The 867-nt window shown below is 52.9% G+C and carries 1 protein-coding gene; it reads right to left on the reverse strand.

Going from position 1 to position 867, the window contains the following annotated elements; all coding sequences use genetic code 11:
* Positions 1-17 precede the first annotated feature (17 nt).
* Positions 18-867, reverse strand: an 850-nt coding sequence (locus C6W91_RS21190) for a VCBS domain-containing protein (RefSeq protein ID WP_370571617.1), incomplete at its 5' end; no start/stop codon positions are given.

Consider the following 867-nt stretch of genomic DNA (forward strand, 5'->3'; position numbering starts at 1 on the left):
ACCGCCCCAAACTGCCCTCAAGCGGCAACATCGGCGCAGCCGAAGACGTTGTTCAGACGTTCCACAACCTCATCACCACTAAAACCAGGATCATAATAATTAACTTTGGGATGATAGTTCACGTCGTCAATTGTGGTAACATATTCATCAAACACATTAACAATATTATAAAGCTGGGGCGCGAGATTGGAATTGATTATCTCCAATTTACCATCCGCGTGCACTCGAAATGTATCTCGCGTCGACCCTAAATCAGGGCCGTCATAGTCAATATAATCAGAGTGGGGAAGCATATCCGAGGTCACCCAAAATCGATGGCCCGTCGAAACGCTATAAACTTCAAACAATCGAACACTCTCGCTTGTATTTTCCAGTCTTTCAGGAACTGTTGTGGTCTCCCAGGTTAAAGCATTGCGTGTGAGCGCTAAGAATTCTGCCTCACCGTAATCAACATCAAGGATCGTCAGAGTACCCGATGCTTCAAGCGTCGCAGCTGCATCTTCAGTCACCGAACCCGTTGCATCCCCGCCAATCACCGCAATATCGTTAACACCGGTGATCTTAACCGTCACAACCTGTTCGGTTCCGTCTGCCGTCACCGCAGTGAAGCTGTCGGTCAACTCGTCAGCAGCGCCCAACTCCTGGATCGCCGCTTGCGTATTGTCCGCAGCATAGGTCCAAGCCCCCGCCGTCGACAGCGTGAACGTGCCATAGGTCCCAGCCGCAGAGGCCTGCGCGATAAACACCGCCTCACCGGTGTCCGCGTCAGCCACCGTCAACGTCCCGGAGGTCTCCAGCATCGCTGCAGCATCCTCGGTCACCACCCCGGTCGTTGTCCCGCCAATCACCGCGACATCATTCACACCG

Source organism: Phaeobacter sp. SYSU ZJ3003 (assembly GCF_041300735.1).
Lineage (GTDB): Bacteria > Pseudomonadota > Alphaproteobacteria > Rhodobacterales > Rhodobacteraceae > Phycobacter > Phycobacter gallaeciensis_A.